The following is an 18,089-nucleotide window of genomic DNA, read 5'->3' as shown; positions in this document are numbered from 1 at the left end:
AATAAAGACACCTGCTTTATGATTTTTTTGCACATTCTTCACGTATCACCTGTAATGCTTTCACAATATGCTTCCTGACTGCACTGACACTGATATTTAACTCTTCTGCCACTTCCTGATATTTCTTGCGTTGGATATAACATTCTTCTAAAATATGCTTGGTATGTGGAGTCAGTTTTTCCATTGCCTTACTGATATGCATCATTCTCTCATCCTGCTCCTGATATTCCGTTTCAACATAACTTTTGGTCAGTTCGGAGTAGATTTGTACATATTGTTCATGTATATTCTGATGTCGCAGGAAGTCAATGCTTTTGTTGCGAACGTAAATGTATAGATAAGATTTAGCCGTGGCTTTATCTATTTTTGCATAATTGGCCCAAATAAATTCGAAGGCGTCGCTTACGATATCCTTGCTAGCCTCCATATTATTAATCAGGTGAAATGCATAATAATAAAGTTGAGGATAGTACTCTTTAAAAAGAAAATCAAAATCGGCCTTATCTTCCACGTGCTTTAAAAGTGTTGAATAGTAAATGAATCGCGTTGCAAATAAACAAATAATAATTGAGAAAAGCAAAATGGCTTTTATTTTATATTTATCGTATCTTTGTGGCATCATATTTTTTCAATTAATATTCATGTAGGACCTGAAAAGTAATAATGGAGAGTATTTTAATTACAGGCGCGAGTGGTTTTATCGGCAGTTTCATCGTGGAGGAAGCGTTGAAGCGAAAGTTTGGTGTGTGGGCCGGGATTCGTTCTACGAGTAGCAAGCGGTATTTGAAAAACCGGAAAATCCACTTTCTGGAACTGGATTTTGCGCACCCTAATGAACTTCGTGCCCAACTCTCCGGGCATAAAGGCACTTACAACAAATTTGATTATATCATTCATTGCGCCGGTGTTACAAAGTGCCCCGACAAGCACTCTTTTGACTATGTGAATTATCTTCAGACCAAATATTTTATCGATACATTGAAGGAGCTGAATATGGTTCCGAAACAGTTTATCTATATCAGTACATTGAGTGTGTTCGGACCTGTACGTGAGAAGGACTATACTCCGATAAAAGCGGACGACCCTCCGGTACCCAATACTGCTTATGGATTGAGCAAACTGAAAGCGGAGTTGTATATTCAGAGTATGCCTGGTTTCCCTTATGTCATTTATCGTCCTACAGGAGTCTATGGACCTCGTGAAGCTGATTACTATCTGATGGCAAAGTCTATCCGGAAACACGTTGATTTTTCGGTCGGTTTCCGTCGTCAGGATTTGACTTTTGTGTATGTGAAAGACATTGTGCAGGCTATTTTCCTGGGAATAGAGAAAAAAGTAGTTCGTAAGGCGTATTTTTTGACAGACGGGAAAGTTTATAAAAGCCGTGCCTTTTCGGATTTGATACAAAAAGAATTGGGTAATCCGTTTGTTCTTCACTTGAAATGTCCATTAATTGTGCTAAAAGTTATATCTTTGTTCGCTGAATTCATTGCTACACGTTCCGGGAGGAGCAGTACTCTGAATTCGGATAAATATAAGATAATGAAACAACGTAACTGGCAATGCGATATAACCCCGGTAATGGATGAACTGGGGTATGTGCCCGAATATGATTTGGAAAAGGGAGTTCGAGAAACCATTGCCTGGTATAAAAATGAAGGATGGCTTTAGACTTATTTAAGCGCATAGAAACCCGGAAAGGGTTGTTTGCTGTGGAAAAGATTACATTGATTTATAATCTGTTGACTTCCATATTGATTCTGTTCCTGTTTCAGCGGATGGATCATCCATGGCACATGTTGCTGGATAGGGCTATGATCGCAGCAATGACTTTTTTATTAATGTATCTTTATCGTCTTGCTCCCTGTAAATTTTCGGCATTTGTGCGTATTGTCATTCAGATGAGTCTGCTGTCTTACTGGTATCCGGATACTTTCGAGTTCAATCGTTTCTTTCCGAATTTAGATCATGTATTTGCAACTGCCGAACAGTTTATTTTCAATGGTCAGCCTGCTATTTGGTTCTGTCATACGTTTCCGCATCTTATAGTCAGCGAGGCATTCAATATGGGATATTTCTTTTATTATCCGATGATGCTGATCGTGGCTCTATTCTATTTCATTTATAAGTTTGAGTGGTTCGAAAAGATGTCTTTTGTGCTTGTCACTTCTTTCTTTATTTACTATCTGATTTATATATTCGTTCCTGTTGCAGGCCCTCAATTCTATTTTCCTGCCATTGGTATTGATAATGTATCTAAAGGTATTTTTCCTGCTATCGGTGATTATTTCAATCATAATCAGGAGTTACTTCCCGGACCGGGCTATCAGCACGGATTTTTTTATAGTTTGGTGGAAGGCTCGCAGCAAGTGGGTGAACGTCCTACGGCGGCATTCCCCAGTTCGCATGTAGGCATTTCTACTATTCTGATGATTATGGCTTGGCGTGGCAGCAAGAAGTTGTTTGCCTGTCTTATACCTTTCTATATGTTGCTCTGTGGGGCTACCGTATATATTCAGGCGCATTATGTGATTGATGCCATTGTTGGTTTCTTCTCCGCATTCCTATTGTATGTGGTCGTAACCTGGATGTTTAAAAAGTGGTTTGCGCAGCCGATGTTTAAATAGAAACCGAAGACCTTAACGTTTTAATTAGATCATGTTATTCTTCAGGAACAAGTACAAGCTCCTGAAGAATAGATATAATAGGTGTTGATTTAAATTTCCGGATTTTCTTTGCGTTGGGAAGTGATTTCATCAAATATCCGGAAAAGCTCTTCTTTTGTTTCTGCCCGTAACATCGCAATACGTGTGTTGCGGAAGTTAGGGATTCCTTTGAATAACGGGCTTGCGGCCAGATGACGGCGTACATGCAAAATACCTCTACGCTCATCGAGCAGATTAACGCTGTCTACCACTTCCTGACGAAGTACTTCCATACACCATTCAAAACTAAGTGGAGGTAATTCTTCACCTGTCTCTAAATAGTGTTTTATTTCCTTGAATATCCATGGACGACCGAAGCTGGCGCGACCGATCATTACAGCATCTACTCCATAACGGTCAAAACACTCCTTACAGCGTTGAGGACTGGTCACGTCTCCATTACCGATAATGGGAATATGCATTCTCGGATTATTCTTCACTTCGCCTATCAGTGTCCAATCCGCCTCTCCGGTATACATTTGTGCGCGGGTACGGCCATGTATGGTCAATGCGGCTATGCCACAATCTTGCAATTGTTCCGCTAATTCTACAATTACTTTATTGTTTGCATCCCATCCCAAACGAGTCTTCACTGTTACGGGTATTTTCACCGCATCTACGACAGCACGGGTGATCTCCAGCATCTTGGGGATATTTTGTAACATACCTGCTCCAGCGCCTTTTCCAGCTACTCTTTTCACCGGGCATCCGAAGTTAATATCCAGAATGTCAGGTTGTGCCTGCTCTACAATCTTGGCAGCTTCCACCATTGTCTCCGTATCTTTCCCGTATATCTGGATGGCGACAGGACGTTCTGCATCGCTGATACTTAGTTTCTGTGCAGTCTTGCTGACAGCACGTATCAGTGCGTCACTCGATACAAATTCGGTGTATACCATGTCTGCTCCGAATTTCTTGCACATTAGGCGGAAAGCCGGATCGGTTACGTCCTCCATCGGAGCAAGTAAGATGGGATATTTACCTAGATCTATTTGGCCTATCTTCATATATGAATCTGCTATTTACTGTTTATGATTGAAGTAACTTCTTGTTTTCGCTGCAAAAATACGGAAAAAAGCCTACCTTTGTACGCATTCATTTGCTTAACTGATACAAATAAGTATATATTCTATGAGTCTTAGTTTGAAAGATTTTGAAATAATGGCTCCTGTGGGGTCGCGCGAATCTCTTGCTGCGGCCATTCAGGCAGGTGCCGATTCTATCTATTTCGGTATAGAAAACCTGAATATGCGTGCCCGTTCGGCTAATACATTCACGATTGATGATTTGCGGGAAATAGCCCGTACGTGTGATGAGCACGGGATGAAGAGTTACCTGACGGTCAATACGATTATCTATGATAAAGATATCCCTCTGATGCATACTATTGTCGATGCAGCCAAGGAAGCGGGAATTTCTGCGGTGATTGCAGCTGATGTGGCAGTGATGAATTATGCCCGTCAGATAGGACAGGAGGTGCATCTTTCCACCCAGTTGAATATCTCCAATGCAGAGGCTTTAAAATTCTACGCACAATTTGCAGATGTGGTAGTATTGGCTCGTGAGTTGAATCTGGAGCAGGTAGCCGAAATCTATCGCCAGATTCAGGAAGAACATATCTGTGGTCCGAGCGGCGAACAACTTCGTATCGAAATGTTCTGCCACGGCGCGCTTTGTATGGCAGTATCGGGTAAATGCTATCTCTCTTTACATGAGATGAATCATTCGGCCAATCGCGGTGCTTGTATGCAGGTATGTCGCCGTTCTTACACGGTTCGTGATAAGGAAACGGATGTGGAGCTGGATATTGATAACGAATATATCATGTCACCGAAAGACTTGAAGACCATCCATTTTATGAATAAAATGTTGGATGCTGGTGTACGTGTATTCAAGATTGAAGGCCGTGCCCGTGGACCTGAATATGTACGTACGGTGGTTGAATGTTACAAAGAAGCTATCAAGGCTTATTTGGATGGAACATTCACCGATGAAAAGATTGCGGCTTGGGATGAACGCCTGAAAACCGTATTCAACCGTGGCTTCTGGGATGGATATTACTTGGGACAGCGTTTGGGCGAATGGACCAGGAATTATGGTTCGGCAGCTACGGAACGTAAGATTTATGTAGGTAAAGGTATCAAATACTTTTCCAATATCGGAGTTTCCGAATTCCTGGTAGAAGCTGCTGAAGTAAGTGTAGGCGATAAGCTTCTCATTACAGGGCCGACTACCGGTGCACTATTTATGACTTTGGAAGAAGCCCGTGTTGACTTGGAATCTGTGCAAACAGTGAAGAAGGGACAGCATTTCTCCATGAAATCGGATAAGATACGTCCCAGTGACAAGCTGTATAAACTGGTATCGACCGAAGAATTGAAGAAGTTCAAAGGGCTCGATATTGAGCAAAAAAGAGGCTAACTGTTATTTCTCAACTTTTAATTCTCAATTTAAATGAACTATATCTATGAATTGGAAATGAAGGTTCGCGATTACGAATGTGACCTTCAAGGTATTGTCAATAATGCCAATTATCAGCACTATCTGGAACATACCCGTCACGAGTTTCTGACTTCGGTGGGTGTCAGTTTTGCTGCACTTCATGAGCAGGGAGTCGATCCGGTAGTGGCACGCATTAGTATGGCATTCAAGACTCCATTGAAAAGCGGAGATGAGTTTGTCTCGAAACTATATATGAAAAAGGAAGGTATCAAATATGTATTTTATCAGGATATCTTCCGAAAGAATGATAATAAAGTAGTAGTGAAATCCACTGTTGAGACGGTATGTGTGGTAAACGGACGTTTAAGTGACAGCGAATTGTTCGATAACGTCTTTGCTTCCTACCTGAAATGAACAGCTCCGAAGAAGAACAAATTTATAGTATTGCTCTGACAATGGTGCCCGGTATCGGGCACATAGGGGCAAAACATTTGATAGATGGAATGGGTAATGCCGTTGATGTCTTCCGGCTGCGCAAAGAAATACCGGAACGTATTCCAGAAGTAAGTCAACGGGTGATAGAGGCATTGGATTGTCCGCAAGCTGTGTTTCGCGCCGAGCAAGAATATGAATTTATCCGGAAGAATCGAATCTCCTGTCTGACTTTTCATGATGAGGCTTATCCTTCCCGCTTGCGGGAATGTGAAGATGCCCCTATTGTTCTTTTCTTTAAAGGAAATACCGATCTAAATTCCCTTCATATCCTGAATATGGTAGGAACCCGTAATGCTACTGATTATGGGACACAAATCTGCGCCTCTTTTCTGCGGGATCTGAAAGCAGTTTGTCCTGATGTACTTGTAGTTAGCGGCCTTGCTTATGGAATCGATATTCATGCGCATCGTGAAGCTTTGGCTAATGAATTACCTACGGTAGGTGTTTTAGCTCATGGCTTGGATCGTATTTATCCTTATGTCCATCGGAAAACAGCTGTTGACATGCTTGAAAAAGGGGGATTACTGACCGAATTTCTGTCCGGAACGAATCCCGATCGTCATAACTTTATCAGTCGAAACCGTATTGTTGCCGGCATGTGTGATGCTACCATCATCATTGAGTCGGCAGAAAAGGGAGGTTCATTGATTACAGCCGAACTTGCTGAAGGTTATCATCGCGATTGTTTCGCTTTCCCCGGTCGTATGAGTGATGAATATTCAAAAGGATGCAATCGGTTGATAAGGGATAATAAAGCATCCCTGTTATTATCTGCCGAAGATTTTGTGCAGGCTATGGGCTGGAATATGCAGACGACTCTTTCAGAAAAGGTAAGTGTGCAGCGTAGTCTTTTTATTGAACTGTCTGAAGAGGAACAAAAAATTGTCGCTATTTTGGGGAAACTGGGAAATCTGCAAATCAATTCTCTTGTAGTAGAAGCAGATATTCCTGTAAATAAGATGACTGCCCTACTGTTTGAACTGGAAATGAAAGGGGTGATTCGTGTATTGGCAGGAGGAATGTACCAATTATTGAATTAACTCACATGAACTAATCTCACATATAGACATAAAAAAAGGAGCAACGCCTTGCTCCAACCTTTGTTAACCTTAAATCTAATACTATGAAAAAAATCACATGACAAATGTAAGTGTTCAACTGATTCTTTCCAAATAATTCTGTTGTATTTGTTTCTCTTTTAAATTCTTTCACTGATTTTCACTGTTATCGGACACGACGCACTTCTAATGGATAAAGCCTAGCACATTTATGGTAAATAATGGAGAGAAATGCAAGCTTTCTTGAATATGTTTTCATGGTCATTCGAAGGGTTCGTGAAATAAGGCTTAAAATAAGTGCTTTGTTGGTTTAAAAGGAACGCCCCGTTGGTTTAAAACCAAGGCATCGTTCCTTTAAAACCAACGAGGTGTTCCTTTTAAAGGAAAATGTGTACTTGTATGTTGCTGTGTATTTGCACTTTATATTTTCAACTTTTTACGGGTATTATTCATTTCCCGAACCGGCCAGATTTCGGTGTATACATCTCCGGCCACGGAATATTCTCCAATCCGTCTCCGATATAGAACCCCAGATGCGGTGGTTGGTTATATCCGGTATTTTGCCAGGCAATTCCCAAACGATACACAGGGTCGTGCATCAATGTATACAGTCGGTGTTCTGTAGGAATAGTTGTGGTATATATACGTAGTTTACTTGGGTCATTAGCATCATAGAAGACAACTTCTTCCCGCCAGTCACCGAATAGGTCGGCACTGACATTAGGAGTCCGTTTTGTACCGTTACAATGCATTGCGCCGGGAAACGTATGGATAGTTACTGCTTTATTCCCGTTCCATTTGGAAAGATTCGTACCGTTCAGTATTTCATCCTGTAAGTCACCATCCCAATATACACGGAAACTGATACCAGGTTTATTATCTGAAATTTTTTCTCCTTTGCAATTATATATCCCCGGTGCGCCGGAACTCCACATTTCAAATCCACGATGATTGGGATCAATATCTGCTGCCAGCCCACGTCCATTATCTCCTTTAGTAGGACCTCCCCAAAGGATTTCTCCGGTTCGTGCATCGTGCATTTCATAACCATAAGTTTGGCAGGCCTCTTTTTCCTCATGTACTTCCCACACCTGATATCCCGGACGGTCAGGGTCAAGATTGGCTACATGCATGGCATCACCATGTCCCAGTCCGGTGCGGTAAAGTAATGTTCCGTCGTTGTTAATAGCACAGGAACCATAAATAATTTCGTCACAACCGTCGCCGTCTACATCGGCTACCGACAGATTATGATTTCCCTGTCCGAATGCTCCTTCACCTTTCACGTCAGAGATATGCTTCCAGCGTTTGACTAGTTTGCCATTGATGAAATCATATGCCACTAATGTCGTTTTTGCGTAATAACCGCGACACATGACAACACTTGGGTGCACTCCGTCCAGATAAGCTACACAGGCGAGAAAACGGTCAACACGATTACCATAGCTGTCCCCCCACGAACCGACTTCTCCGCGTTCTACTTCATAAGGTATAGTGTGAAGTTCTTCCCCTGTCTCACCGCTGAAAATGGTAAGATATTCCGGTCCCTCAAGAATATAACCGCAAGTCTTATGGTTCATCTCGAGATTTCTCCAGTCTTTTTCCGGGTCATCCGTACCGATGAATATTTTTTTTCCTTTTCCGTCCATTGTTCCCGGTGCTGTTTTACAAACCATTTCTGCTTTACCATCACCATCAAAGTCATATACCATAAATTGGGTGTAGTGGGAACCGGCACGGATATTTTTTCCTAAATCAATTCTCCATAATTGTTTTCCGTTTAGTTTATAAGCATCCAGATATACAGGCCCTGTCACACCGGAGAAGGAGTTGTCGGCTTGGTTGGAAGGGTTCCATTTTACAATGATTTCATATTCCCCGTCTCCGTCCAAATCACCTACGCTGCAATCACCCGGAACATACGTATATGCTTGCCCTTCCGGATACTCCTGTACCACAGGTGGGTGTTTGGCCCTGACATAAGTGACACCCGGAGGAGTTGTTCCGCCTTGCGGGCGATTCATCCGGATGGTCAGGAATTCTTCTGCCCAAGGTGTCACTTCTTTAGAAGAAGTCTCTTTACCATTCACAATGGTTCTCACCACATATTTATCACTCGGTTTTCCAGAACTGTCAGTTAGGTTGGTCGCCTCTCTGGCGGATAAGGATTTGAACAGTTTACCGTTTTTGTAGACATTGAAAGCTGCATCTCTTTCATTGCCTGACAAGCGCCAGCTGATAAAGACACCGCCGTCCGTTTTTACAGCTACTAACCCTCTGTCTAATGCTTCCATCTGGCGTTGCTTTCCCTGTGCGGAAATCATTCCTGAAGTGAGGAATCCTATGATAAGGATGGAATAAAATACTGCGTTTCTCATTTTCCTTTTTATTAATGTTTATGTATGTCCCGATTATAAAAGGACATACAAAGGACGGCATTTATAATTAGCATTAACTGGACAAATATACAAAAACATGGAAAATATTACTTTCCGGGCTGTCTATATTATTGTTTCCGGCATATTTGAATTGTAGTCAATGGATTAGTACTGCTCTCTATTTAGACATGGAAGCTTACCCCTACTTTTGTATCAAAGAATAAATTTATCAATAATTAAACTTATATCCATGAGAAAACAAATACTGGTTGTTTTGTTACTTTTGTCCGGATGGAGTTCACTTCCGGCCCAATCTCTTCCCGACCGGAAAGAGACATTGAAAACCATTATCAAGGTAAATGATTATTTCATGAAGAAGTATGCGGATTATACCCGTCCCAGTTATGTCAGTAAATTCAGGCCCAGCAATATATGGACACGCGGTGTCTATTATGAGGGTTTGATGGCTCTGCATACTATTTATCCCCGTTCGGATTATTATGATTATGCTTATGACTGGGCCGATTTCCATAAATGGGGAATGCGTGGCGGTAATATCACCCGTAATGCGGATGACCATTGTTGCGGACAGGCATATATCGAATTATACAAGATTTCTCCCGATCCTGCGAAAATAAAAAATATAAAGGCAGCGATGGACATGTTAGTCAATACTCCGCAAGTGAATGACTGGACTTGGATCGATGCCATTCAGATGGGAATGCCTATTTTTGCACAATTGGGGAAACTGACCGGTGAACAGAAATATTATGATAAGATGTGGCAGATGTATTCCTGTTCGCGGAATAATATCGGTGGTAATGGTTTATTTAATCAGAAAGAGGGATTATGGTGGAGAGATGCTAATTTTGTTCCCCCGTATAAAGAACCCAATGGAAAGAATTGCTTTTGGAGCAGAGGAAACGGATGGGTCTATGCCGCCCTGACAAGGGTATTGAATGAGATTCCTGCTGATGAATCTCATCGGCAGAATTATTTAACTGATTTTCTGGCAATGAGCAAAGCTTTAAAAGCTTGTCAGCGTGAAGATGGTTTCTGGAATGTGAGCTTGCATGATGAGTCCAACTATGGTGGAAAAGAGACTTCGGGAACTTCCTTGTTTATATATGGTATGGCGTGGGGAATACGGAACGGCATTTTGAATAAACAGGAATATTTGCCTGTGGTCCTCAAAGCTTGGAATGCGATTGTCAAAGAGTGCATACATCCCGATGGCTTTTTGGGATATGTGCAGGGAAGCGGCAAGGAACCTAAAGACAGTCAGCCTGTGACTTATAAGAGCGTGCCCGATTTTGAAGATTATGGGGTAGGGTGCTTTTTGTTGGCGGGTACTGAAGTGTATAAGTTAGATTAATTGTCAGTTATCATTTAAGTTTTTAATAACATGGAAAAACAAAAAGTAATGAAATGGTTATTGTTCCTTTTATTGGTTCCCGCTGCATTAGGGGCGAATAACAGGGAGAAATATAATTTTAACTCCCAATGGTTATTACATGTAGGGGATATTCAAGGAGCGGAAAAGAACTCCTTTTCTGATAAAGATTGGAAAAAGGTAACGTTGCCACATGCTTTTAATGAAGATGAGGCTTTTAAAGTCGGCATTGAAAACATGACTGATACCATATCTTGGTATCGTAAACACTTTAAATTGCCTAAGACAGCAAAAGGGAAAAAAGTGTTTATTGAGTTTGAAGGAGTGCGTCAGGGAGCTGACTTTTATGTGAATGGTAATCATATCGGACTGCATGAGAATGGGGTGATGGCGGTAGGTTTCGACTTAACATCCTATTTGAATTTTGGTGGTGAAAACGTGATTGCCGTACGGACTGACAATGACTGGAACTATAAAGAGAGAGCAACAGGAAGCAGGTATCAGTGGAATGATAAAAACTTCAATGTTAATTATGGAGGTATACCTAAAAATGTATGGTTGCATATTACAGACAAGTTATATCAAACTTTACCTTTATATAGCAACTTGCAGACCACTGGAGTCTATATCTATGCAACTGACATACGTACCAAGAGCCGTGAGGCTATTATAAATGCAGAATCAGAGATACGTAATGAATATGATGCTCCTCTTAGTGTGAATTATGAAGTCAGTGTATACGATTATGATGATAAACTGGTGAGCACTTTCAGAGGTGAACCGATGATAGTAAATCCTAAAACAACGGCAATAGTAAAAGCTTCTCAAAAATTAGATAATCTTCATTTTTGGAGTTGGGGATATGGTTATCTCTATAATGTAAAAACCAGATTGATAGTAGACAATAAAGTTATTGACGAAGTTGTGACCAAAACGGGCTTCAGAAAAACACGTTTCGGGGAAGGAAAAGTATGGTTGAATGACCGTGTACTGCAAATGAAAGGATATGCCCAACGTACAAGTAATGAATGGCCGGGTGTAGGATTATCGGTACCACCTTGGATGAGTGATTTTTCTAATGGTTTGCTACTTGATCATAATGCAAACTTCTTCAGATGGATGCATGTGACGCCGTGGAAACAGGATGTAGAGTCTTGCGACAGGGTTGGAGTGATTCAAGTGATGCCCGCTGGGGATGCAGAAAAGGATGCGGTAGGGCGTTGGTGGGGGCAGCGTCTGGAATTGATGCGCGATGCTATTATCTATTTTAGAAATAATCCGAGTATTTTGTTCTATGAATCCGGCAACGAATCTATCAGTAAGGAGCATATGCTTGAAATGATCGCTATTCGTGACAAATATGACCCTTATGGTGGCAGAGCAATGGGGTCTCGTGAAATGTTGGATATTCGTGAAGCCGAGTGGGGAGGAGAAATGCTTTATATCAATAAGAGTGAACATCATCCGATGTTTGCCACAGAATATTGCAGAGATGAAGGCTTACGTAAATATTGGGATGAATATAGTTATCCTTTTCATAAAGAAGGGGCCGGACCTTTGTACAGGGGACAGGATGCAAGTATATATAATCATAATCAAGATATGTTTGCCGTAGAACTGGTTCGTAGATGGTATGATTACTGGCGGGAACGTCCGGGAACAGGGAGAAGAGTAAGTTCCGGTGGGGCAAAAATTATCTTTTCTGATACTCAAACCCATCGGCGTGGAGAAGAAAATTATCGTCGGAGCGGAGTGGTTGATCCTTTGAGAATACCTAAGGATGGCTTTTTTGCCCATAAAGTAATGTGGGATGGATGGGTTGATATTGAGAAGGAACATACCTATATTATGGGACATTGGAACTATTCCCCTGATGTAGTAAAGCCTGTTTATGTCGTTTCTACGGGAGATAAGGTAGAATTGTTTGTAAATGGTAAATCAAAAGGTTTCGGTAAACAAGATTATCGTTTCTTGTTCACCTTTGAGAAGGTACAATGGGAGGAAGGTACGATTGAAGCGGTGAGCTATAATGAATTCGGTAAGGAACTAAGTCGTTATTCCATAAAGACAGTGGGAGAACCTGAAAGACTGAAATTAACCTTAATACATGGTCCTGAGGGATTATTTGCCGATGGAGCCGATTTGGCAATGATACAGGTAGAAGTTGTCGATAGCAATGGAAACCGTTGTCCGCTTGCCAATAATAAGATCAGTTTCGATTTACAAGGTCCGGCAGAATGGAGAGGTGGAATAGCACAAGCTGCTGACAATTATGTTTTGGCAAAAGCGCTACCTGTGGAATGTGGTATTACAAGAGTATTGGTTCGTTCAACAGGCAAGGCGGGAAAGATTACAATAAAGGCAGAAGCATCCGGATTAGTTTCAGATGAAGTGTCTCTTACCTCTATTCCTGTAAAAGTGGAAAATGGATTAAGCAAATTTTTTCCTAGTGAAAAGCTTGCCAGTCGGTTTGATCGCGGTGAGACGCCATTGACTCCTTCTTATAAAAATTCAAAAGTAGATGTGAGAGTTAAGTCTGCCTTTGCGGGAGTTAACAGTGAAGAGGCTGTTAATAGCTTTGACGGTAATGAGTTAAGTGAATGGAAAAATGACGGTAGATTAAATACGGCATGGATTACGTATCGGTTGGAACGGAAAGCGGAGATTGACGACATATGTATTAAACTAACCGGATGGAGAAAGCGTTCTTACCCATTAGAAGTTTTTGCGGATGACGAATTGATTTGGAGCGGTGATACGGAACAAAGTCTGGGGTATATTCATCTGTCGGTTAAGCCTGTGAGAAGTGATAAAATCACTATTAGATTGAAAGGAGCGGCTAAAGAGGCAGATGCTTTTAAACAGATTGTGGAAGTCGTTGAACCTAGTGCAGGTGATTTGGATTTGCTTAGAGCGAAAAATGGAGAAAAAACGAATAATGAATTGAGAATTGTTGAAGTTGGGTTCTTGGAAACTATAAATCGCTAATTTAGAGTTAGTGATAAGAATCGTTTATTACTTATATCCATTTGATAGAGAAAAGAATGTGCCCTCTAAAAGTTAGATTATAAACTTTTAGAGGGCGTTTCATTACTAGATACTTTCTTGGCTCTTTTATAAAAGATAAATATATGCTTTGACAAAAACTATCAGAGTTGGGTGGTAATTCCGGCTTTTAAAACTAAGTGATGAAGCTGTCCGTTTATCAGGATGTCGACTTCATCGTCTTTTGGAGACTTTATGGTAGTATGAGTGACTTTGCCGTCTTTCCAGTCTATTGAGATTTCATAACCACCGCGTGCTTTCAGTCCTTTTACACTACCTTTTGTCCAGTCGGGTGGTAATGCGGGGAGTAGATGTATGTAGCCGGCATGGCTTTGCATGAGCATTTCGGCAATACCTGCCGTAGTACCAAAGTTACCATCTATTTGAAATGGCGGATGGGCGTCAAATAAGTTGTTATATATCCCGCCCGGACTACTTGTTGAAGCTTTCATTTGGTAATGGGTACTATGGTGCAAGGCACTTTTTAGTAGTCTGCGAGCATAGCCACCATCTTGTGCACGTGCCCATAAGTTCATTTTCCAGCTGATAGCCCATCCGGTAGCTTGCGGACCGCGCCATTTCAGTGAACGTAATGCGGCTTGATAAATACTGTCATTGCTCGTCTTATCTATCTCATTTAAAGGATAGAGGGCAAAGAGGTGCGATACATGTCGATGGGTCAGACTGCCGATAGAATCCTGACCGGCATATTTCCACTCTTTCAGTAACAACTCACCATCTGCTTTGTTGACGATTTCCGTATAAAGGCCGTCATCGATATTGTTGTGATAGTCATTGATGACTTCTAACTCTTCTGCTCTCAGCGGACAGTCTTTGTCCAAAGCTTTGCAAGCTTTCAAGGTGTTACTAAAGAGGGACTTTACCAATTGTTGTGCATGGGCTGTCACCTTGCCCGTCGGCCCTTGTTCCGGACTGAATTCTCGCGGACAAATCCATTTGCCGTCGTTTTCATCACGTATAAGACGGTTCTTCCAGAACTCTACAGCACTAAGCATTACGGGTAATGCTTTTTCACGAAGGAATGTCTTATCCCCCGTATAGAGCCAGTGCTCGTAGAAGTGCAGGCAGTACCAGGCGTTGACTACAGCATATTCCTGTAACTTCCATTCTGTGCCGCCACCAAAAATGTTGTTAGCCGTGGAACAGAAGAATCCACCCGGCTTCTGATTCTCATTTTTGTTAGCTGAACGTAATACGGTATTTACATTGTCGCGCCATTGTGTATGTATGAGGGCTTCGTTATAGATATAGTCGAGCAAATTGTTGTGCAGTTCACTGAGATTGGTGACTTCTGCGGGCCAGTAGTTCATCTGTACATTGATATTAGCATGTATGTCGCAGTGCCATACAGCGCTGTTGCTATAGTTCCATATGCCTTGTAAATTGCTAGGTAAAGCTATGCCTTGGGCGCAACTTATAAGCAGGTAACGACCATAATTGAAATAGAGCTCTTCGAGGAAGTGGTTATCCAGATACGATGAATCTGTCTTATTATAGTCAGCTACAAGCTGCGGTGTCGGTTTGGTGTTACAGTCGTCGGGTGTGATAGACAACTGGCAGCGGTCGAAAAGCATACGGTGGCTTTTCTGCTGACGTGTTTTCAGTGTGGTATAGTTTTTGGCTAAGGCTTTGTTTATGATGTCGTCAATGCGTTGATGGAGTACTGATTCATTGGTGCGATAGTTGGCAGTTTCAGTACTGTAGTTAGTACCACCTGACAACAAAACGAGCAGGGAGTCGGCTTTGGTTATGGTAAGTGCCGAATCATTGATACTCACTTTGGCTTTCTTGCCGTATGGAGTGACTGCTACCCGGCAATAATAGGAAAGATAGGTTAGTTTACCTTTAAAAGTCATGTTTCCTTTGTCGATTTTTGTGCCCGATGCTGTTCCGTTGTAATCGGTATTGCCATCTTTCAGTAGCAGATCTACATTGATTTTCTCCTTTCCCGAAGCACGTAGCATCACAGCAATCATTCCGTCGGGAGATGAAGCTATGTATTCGCGGTCATATCGGACTCCGTCAATAGAGTAAGTCATACCGGCTACAGCATTACGTATATCCAGCCAGCGACGGTAGTCGGTGATCTTTGTATCTGTTTTAATTCCGCGATGGCTGATGTAGAGGTTGCCGAAGTTACGATATTCACCGTAGTTGGCTTTTTTCTCAATGCCGTTAGGACGTCCGGTCCATACGGTTTTTTCATTAAACTGTATTTCGTCGCATCCGATGCCACCGAAGATCATAGCTCCCAGTTGCCCGTTACCGATAGGAAGTGAAAGATCCATCCAGTTGTCTGATGGCTGGTCATACCATAGTGTGAGTTTCTCTTGTGGCCTTACACTATGATCCATAGGAATAATGTTATTTGCTGGAACTTTCTGTTGTGCCGATATACTGAAAGTAAAGAGTAAAAATAGCAGGGTGCTGAAATGGTATTTCATAATGTTTTTTATAATGATTATTTTCATGGTATTTGAATTAAAACATTTCCAGTTACAAAGAAAGTGGTTTTATATAGATTTAATTATGTAGTTCAGTACAGAAATATATCTTCTTGTACATTATTTATTCTTTTATATTATTTAGGATTCAAATCGAGCAAAATTTGAATAAGCTCATAATAGAAAAGGCTGTCTCATTTTTTTCTGCATTGTTGAGACAGCCTTTTTTAACTAACTAATCAAAAACCTTTGTATTATTAATACCTATTGAATCTATTTCCTGGATTTTGGCAGAGCTTGGCTAAGTTTTTCCACTTTAATCGGTTTCTCCATAGAACACTCTGTCCGGGATTCTCCGTTTTGAATAAAAATATTCTGAGATTTGTCTCCTTTGATGTTTGTGAGTATTTCCCCGTGTGGAACAGCAAAGGTTACGTCATCGAATAAAATATTCCGGCCGTCCAATATATTGATTTTATTATCTTCTGCGTAAATATCCAGATTTCTGAAAGTGAATCCGTCTACATCGTTTAAAGCGCCAATTAGTTTTTTGCTGATAATCTTGCCGTTTTCTATTAATACATTACTGCATGGAATTTCAGGAATCCCGTTTACACTTAGAATTTTCTCGGCTGATTCTACAATGAAATTCTTGATATGAATATCTTTGATAGTCGGAGTCAGCTTATTGACAGCTCTTGGCGGATAGCGTTCGGCGAGTTCCCCTACATAACGTTTGCTGCCCAGTAAATCCCATTTAAAGGCTTCTCCTACATTAATCATGCGGATTTTCTCGTATAAAGCATCATTAACTCCACCTGCACGGTTACGGCGTGTTTTAAAGCGTATACCGATTTGAGTGCCGTCAAAGACACAATCGTGGACATATACATTCTTAACACCACCGGCTGTCTCGCTTCCGCAAGTAACTCCGCCATGCCCTTGTTGAGCCAGGGAGTAACGGATTACAACGTTTTCTGTAGGCTTCCCAACCCGTAATCCATCCTCTGCCCGCCCTGCTTTCAAAGTGAAGCAATCGTCTCCGCAATTCAGCGTGCAATACTCTATAAGAACATTCTTGCAGGATTCGATGTCTATGCCGTCACCACTGGGGATTCCTATTGAATTTACGGTAATTCCCCGTATAATTACATTTTCACAATAAATCGGACAAACATTCCAGAAAGTACTGCGTTCCATCGTAATTCCTTCAATCAAAACATTGGTGCAGTTAATCGGAGATATCGTTTTAGGCTTATAGAAGCCTCTTCCGTCCATACCATCGAATACTCTTTTTTCTACCGGAGCATTATTCAGAATATCTTTTTCTACTACCGTATTACCATTAGGGCGCTGTCTGATTTCGGCATCCAGTGAAGGGCCGTAAATAACTCCTTTTCCTGTAATGGCTATATTATCCTCACCGTTGGCATAGATGAATGAACCGGAGCCCATGATCTCGATTCCTTCATGACGGGTGAACACGGCAGGCAGATAATCTTCTGCATTCCCCGGAAATTCGATTTCAGAACCTTCTGCGAGGTGCAGGTTGACATTACTTTTTAGAACGATGCGTCCGGATTTCCATTTTCCTTTAGGTATGATAACGGTTCCGCCACCTTTTTGGGAAATTTCTTCAATTGTTTGATTTACAATAGAAGTGATAGGAATGTTTGTTTTTGCCCCTTTCTCTTCTATGTTAATAGTAAAGTCCGGGAAAACGGGTCTTTTCAGTTGTGGAATCTCAAAAGGTGCTCCTTCAATAGGTACGATTTTGTCCGGTGTGGCTGCTGCTCCGACTTGTTCAACTGTGATAATAGTTTCTAATCCTGCATTTGATTGGCAAGATAGAAGCATAAAGCTGAATATCAGAGTAGGAAGTAAATACGGTTTATACGAAATTCTCATGATATTAAAATTAAAAATATTTCTGGTTGCAAAGAAAGAGGTTTATATAGATTCAAATTTGTAGCTCTGTACAAAAACATATTTTCTTGTACGCTTTTGCTCTTGATAGGATTTAATTCTATTTATTTGTACTGGATTACATACTTGGATTCTTCAATAGCTCTACTTTTGCCATGTAGAATATTGATTCGATAATAGAC

The 18,089-nt window shown here is 41.3% G+C and carries 12 protein-coding genes; 7 read left to right on the top strand and 5 right to left on the bottom strand.

The annotated features are described in order from the left end of the window. Positions 1 to 16: 16 nt before the first annotated feature. Positions 17 to 619 carry an RNA polymerase sigma-70 factor gene (locus Bovatus_RS15225; protein WP_081015856.1) on the bottom strand — a complete coding sequence of 201 codons (603 nt, stop codon included), beginning with the start codon at positions 617 to 619 and terminating at the stop codon, positions 17 to 19. 44 nt (positions 620 to 663) lie between these two features. Between Bovatus_RS15225 and Bovatus_RS15220 the strand changes: the two genes are divergently transcribed. Beyond that, positions 664 to 1,671 carry an NAD-dependent epimerase/dehydratase family protein gene (locus Bovatus_RS15220; protein ID WP_004298542.1) on the top strand — a complete coding sequence of 336 codons (1,008 nt, stop codon included), beginning with the start codon at positions 664 to 666 and terminating at the stop codon, positions 1,669 to 1,671. After that, positions 1,662 to 2,627 carry a phosphatase PAP2 family protein gene (locus tag Bovatus_RS15215; RefSeq protein WP_004298541.1) on the top strand — a complete coding sequence of 322 codons (966 nt, stop codon included), beginning with the start codon at positions 1,662 to 1,664 and terminating at the stop codon, positions 2,625 to 2,627. The genes Bovatus_RS15220 and Bovatus_RS15215 overlap by 10 nt, the downstream gene beginning before the upstream one ends. Positions 2,628 to 2,716: 89 nt before the next feature. Here the strand turns inward: Bovatus_RS15215 and dusB are convergent, their stop codons facing one another. Next, entirely contained in the window at positions 2,717 to 3,712 is a 996-nt protein-coding gene (gene dusB, locus Bovatus_RS15210) for a tRNA dihydrouridine synthase DusB (protein WP_004298540.1), read from the bottom strand. Positions 3,713 to 3,836: 124 nt separating this feature from the next. On the opposite strand from dusB, the gene Bovatus_RS15205 reads away from it, so the two are divergent. The 3 genes from Bovatus_RS15205 to dprA are packed head-to-tail and all read left to right on the top strand — an operon-like array spanning position 3,837 to position 6,682. Then, positions 3,837 to 5,126: a peptidase U32 family protein gene (locus tag Bovatus_RS15205; RefSeq protein ID WP_004298539.1), complete on the top strand. Its 1,290-nt coding sequence runs from the start codon at positions 3,837 to 3,839 to the stop codon at positions 5,124 to 5,126. A gap of 33 nt (positions 5,127 to 5,159) precedes the next feature. Continuing rightward, positions 5,160 to 5,561, top strand: a complete 402-nt coding sequence (locus Bovatus_RS15200) for an acyl-CoA thioesterase (RefSeq protein WP_004298538.1) — start codon at positions 5,160 to 5,162, stop codon at positions 5,559 to 5,561. Then, complete coding sequence (gene dprA / locus Bovatus_RS15195) at positions 5,558 to 6,682, top strand: DNA-processing protein DprA (RefSeq protein WP_004298537.1); 1,125 nt, start codon at positions 5,558 to 5,560, stop codon at positions 6,680 to 6,682. Before Bovatus_RS15200 ends, dprA begins: the two co-directional genes overlap by 4 nt. 467 nt (positions 6,683 to 7,149) lie before the next feature. On the opposite strand, the gene Bovatus_RS15190 is transcribed toward dprA, so the two are convergent. After that, complete coding sequence (locus Bovatus_RS15190) at positions 7,150 to 9,078, bottom strand: rhamnogalacturonan lyase (protein ID WP_004298535.1); 1,929 nt, start codon at positions 9,076 to 9,078, stop codon at positions 7,150 to 7,152. 250 nt (positions 9,079 to 9,328) lie between these two features. Between Bovatus_RS15190 and Bovatus_RS15185 the strand changes: the two genes are divergently transcribed. Both Bovatus_RS15185 and Bovatus_RS15180 read left to right on the top strand, forming a co-directional pair. Continuing rightward, positions 9,329 to 10,453, top strand: a complete 1,125-nt coding sequence (locus tag Bovatus_RS15185) for a glycoside hydrolase family 88/105 protein (RefSeq protein WP_004298534.1) — start codon at positions 9,329 to 9,331, stop codon at positions 10,451 to 10,453. A 30-nt stretch (positions 10,454 to 10,483) separates the two neighbouring features. Continuing rightward, positions 10,484 to 13,459 carry a glycoside hydrolase family 2 protein gene (locus tag Bovatus_RS15180; protein WP_004298533.1) on the top strand — a complete coding sequence of 992 codons (2,976 nt, stop codon included), beginning with the start codon at positions 10,484 to 10,486 and terminating at the stop codon, positions 13,457 to 13,459. A 161-nt stretch (positions 13,460 to 13,620) separates the two neighbouring features. On the opposite strand, the gene Bovatus_RS15175 is transcribed toward Bovatus_RS15180, so the two are convergent. Beyond that, the gene (locus Bovatus_RS15175; RefSeq protein WP_167560854.1) at positions 13,621 to 15,891 is read right to left on the bottom strand and encodes a glycoside hydrolase family 95 protein; all 2,271 of its coding nucleotides are present in this window, start codon (positions 15,889 to 15,891) and stop codon (positions 13,621 to 13,623) included. A 363-nt stretch (positions 15,892 to 16,254) separates the two neighbouring features. Next, the gene (locus tag Bovatus_RS15170) at positions 16,255 to 17,838 is read right to left on the bottom strand and encodes a glycoside hydrolase family 28 protein (RefSeq protein ID WP_004298530.1); all 1,584 of its coding nucleotides are present in this window, start codon (positions 17,836 to 17,838) and stop codon (positions 16,255 to 16,257) included. Positions 17,839 to 18,089 lie beyond the last annotated feature (251 nt).

It is taken from the genome of Bacteroides ovatus (assembly GCF_001314995.1).
In the GTDB taxonomy this organism is placed as follows: domain Bacteria; phylum Bacteroidota; class Bacteroidia; order Bacteroidales; family Bacteroidaceae; genus Bacteroides; species Bacteroides ovatus.
This window is presented reverse-complemented; position numbering and strand designations above follow the sequence as displayed.